The sequence below is a fragment of the Marinospirillum sp. genome, assembly GCF_014859565.1.
Genome location: NZ_JACUUA010000322.1, coordinates 1 through 3,096, shown reverse-complemented (window position 1 = coordinate 3,096; position 3,096 = coordinate 1). Strand labels below are relative to the sequence as shown.

Annotated in this window: 2 protein-coding genes; both read right to left on the bottom strand. The window is 49.4% G+C overall.

Annotation, left to right across the window (positions count from 1 at the left end):
• Positions 1 to 35: 35 nt before the first annotated feature.
• Positions 36 to 1,415: an integrase family protein gene (locus IBX50_RS19040; protein ID WP_292257977.1), complete on the bottom strand. Its 1,380-nt coding sequence runs from the start codon at positions 1,413 to 1,415 to the stop codon at positions 36 to 38.
• Between the two features lie 290 nt (positions 1,416 to 1,705).
• Positions 1,706 to 2,923, bottom strand: a complete 1,218-nt coding sequence (locus tag IBX50_RS19035; protein ID WP_292257976.1) for an HD domain-containing phosphohydrolase — start codon at positions 2,921 to 2,923, stop codon at positions 1,706 to 1,708.
• Positions 2,924 to 3,096 lie beyond the last annotated feature (173 nt).

Genomic DNA, 3,096 nt, shown 5'->3' with positions numbered 1-3,096 from the left:
TTCTCGTGGTTATTGAAAGAAAAGGCTGGATTTGGTCAGGAAATGATACCAGAAATACATCTTAACCTATTGATCTGAATTAGGTTTTTGATTTTGCAGGAGCGACTACTTATGGACAGCAGATTAAGTGCATTTGAAGCGCTGGCCGGGCACAGGTGACCATAATGTTTTTCAATCATTTCTACACTCTTGTGCCCGGCCAATCGGGCAACAGTCAGTAAAGGCACTCCAGCTGCCACAAGGCGGCTTATGAAGTCATGACGCAGTGCGTAAAATATCAATTCACCTGGCAAGCCACATAGATTTTTAACCCGCTTCCAATTCTTGATGTGAGCCTTTTTATCCATCCGGCAACCATTCGCTGGTGAAGGAAACACCAGGCCAGAGGATGGTTTACCCTGCTGGTGCCACCAAGGTGCAATATCTGATACGACATCATCAGGCAGATCCATAACGATCTTTGCGGGGTCGGGGTGGTGGCGTGTTTTTTCTGGCACTTTAATGAGGCGCTTAAACTGCAGGTTCAGTTCTTGCCATGTGAGGCTGAATAGATCGCCAGGGCGCAACCCGGTATGTAGTGCCAGCAAGGCAAACGGATGAAACCAGTGCGGGAAAGTAACAGCGTCAAAATCTGGCAGGTAAGATTTTCCATGCTTGCGGCTGCGCCTGCGCTCCTGTTTCTTTTCATTGCTAAACAGGTGCAGACCGGTCAACAGACGTTCTATTTCAGTATTTGTCAGTTGCCGCCGCGCCTCTGACCTGTCGGCATGTATCAGGCGCTCCCTTTCTTGATCTGTTGGTGGTTCCAGCTGAACCCTGGATAAAGGATTATCTGTCAGGATTTCATTTTGGACAGCATGGTTCAGTAAGGTTTTTAGTGCGCCGTAAGATCTTTGAATTGTGGAGTGTGCTCGACCAGCCTCTTCCCTGTCTGCCTGCCAGATTTTAACGTCTGCCCGATTGAGGCCAGCCATATCGCGTTCCAGCCAAGGCCTGAAGTTTCTGCGAAGGATGCCCAGAGTACCCTTACCATCTTTTTTCCGTGCTTGGTGGCGGGCATACACGCCTTCTAAGTAATCACCGAGCCTGCGAGTATCTTCAAGCCTGAGCGCTTCCTCTTTTGCTTTGCGGTGTGCTTCACGCTCTTGATGTGGATCCGACTCATTATTACGCCACTCCAGCGCTTTTTCAGCAGCTTGCTGGGGCTTAAGTTCGGATGCTCTGCCAATCGTAACCACACGGCGCTTTCCAAAATGATCCTGATACCGGTAACGCCAGCTGCCACCTTTTTTAAGCTTTATAACGTGAAGGCCGGTCACTCGTTCACACCAAAGGGAATCCCGCTCTTTGGCCTCGGAAAGAAACCCGTTCAGACCGGCAAGCGTGATGCTGGTATCTGTGTATTTGGTTGCCATATTTTTTCCGTGTGACCAATATGTGACCATCATGGTAGCACTTTCTCGCTATTCGTAGCCAGTCATAGCTTGTTAGGGGTCTGGCATTAAAAATTTATATTATTGTTTTTAATAGCTTTATATGGCGATTCGTGGAAATAAGCAGCAGGCAGAAGAAATGATTTTTTGCCTTCGGGAGGCAGGGGTCGAAGGTTCGAATCCTTTCACTCCGACCAGAATTGATTTTAAAAAGGCCATTGGATCACTGATTCGATGGCCTTTTTTTGCTTGAATGCTTCCTGTAAAAAAGATCAGCGCAGTCCGCGGATAAATGCGTCGACGCTGGAGAGGTCAACTTTGATGTTGACGCGCAGGGCTTCAAAGCCCCATAGCTGGGATGGGTCGACGCGGACACGTTCGGATGGGTCGCAGACATAACGGACACCATAACCTTCTTCTGCTGAGCTGCGTTTGCGCGGCGATGGGTACATGTTGCCATCCGGCTTTTTAATGCAGGCTACTACAGGCGCTTTAAAGTCCGTAGTGCGCCCTACCACTACGGCCAGTTCACCGTTGTTCAGTCGCACATAAATTCCCGGAGGATAAAGCCCCAGTTCATTGATAAACAGGCGTGTGAGCTTGTCATCAAACTTGCTACCACGTTGGGTAAACAGGTCTTTGAGGGATTCGGTCAGTTTGATCGGGCCGCGATAAACTCGCGGGGTCACCATCGCGGAATACACATCGGCCAGTGCCAGCACCAGGGCTTCACGGCGGATTTCATCACCCTTCAAACCATTGGGGTAACCTGTGCCATCCAGCTTTTCGTGGTGCTGTTCCACCAGTTCAATCCAGAGTTCATCATCCACTCCTGCTTCACGCAGCTGGCGGGCACTTAGCAGTGGGTGTTGATTCACCAGTTTGCGCTGCTGCTCATTCAGTGGTGTACGCTGCTGATTCAGTGTTTTCTGGTAGGGATTCATTGCCAGATTGGCTGTTAATGCAGCACCCAGCACACTCAGCCGGATATTTTGTGGCACTTTCAGGCGCTGCAGAATCAGCTCGGTGAGGATGGCAATCTGCATAGGGTGATGTACATGGTATTCAAACTGATCTGACAGATGCACCGCACCCATCAGGGCATCCGCATCATAGTGCACCAGCCCCTGGATGTTGGTAACTATATCCAGAAGCTTCTTTTTGATACTGCCGGGCGGGAAACTTTTGCTGGTATCCAGCATACGGAAAATGGATTCCAACTGCATACACAGGTCATCAAACTCGGCAAAAGGATTTACCTTGTTTTTGAATACCACCGGCTGACGCACCGGGCCATCCAGCTCACGGGCAAAATAACCCACCTGCTCCAACAGCCGTTTGTAGTCCTCTGACTCAACCATGCCACCTTTTTCCAGCAGCTGCTGACCAGCAGCGTCACAGACAGGCCAGGCAACAGGTTGCCCAACCTGTAGATCCTGCGGCATCAGTTTGATCAAATCGACAGTTTTGGAGGATGTTCTGGATGACATAGTCCATCTCGGATCAAAAAACCTGCGTGCAAAACCCTGCAGCAGGTAACATCAGGTTAGCAGAGTGTATCCGTTTGATTCCTGCCTTGATGCAGATCTTAGCATTTTATGCTTCCCAACAAGCCCTTTCCTGCTGATTTTATGGAAAAAAACCGTCATTTGTGTTTAACAGA

Bases quoted from the DNA above. Each gene is read 5' to 3' on its own strand.
- IBX50_RS19040 (WP_292257977.1), bottom strand. From the start codon at position 1,415: ATGGCAACCAAATACACAGATACCAGCATCACGCTTGCCGGTCTGAAC.
- IBX50_RS19035 (WP_292257976.1), bottom strand. From the start codon at position 2,923: ATGTCATCCAGAACATCCTCCAAAACTGTCGATTTGATCAAACTGATG.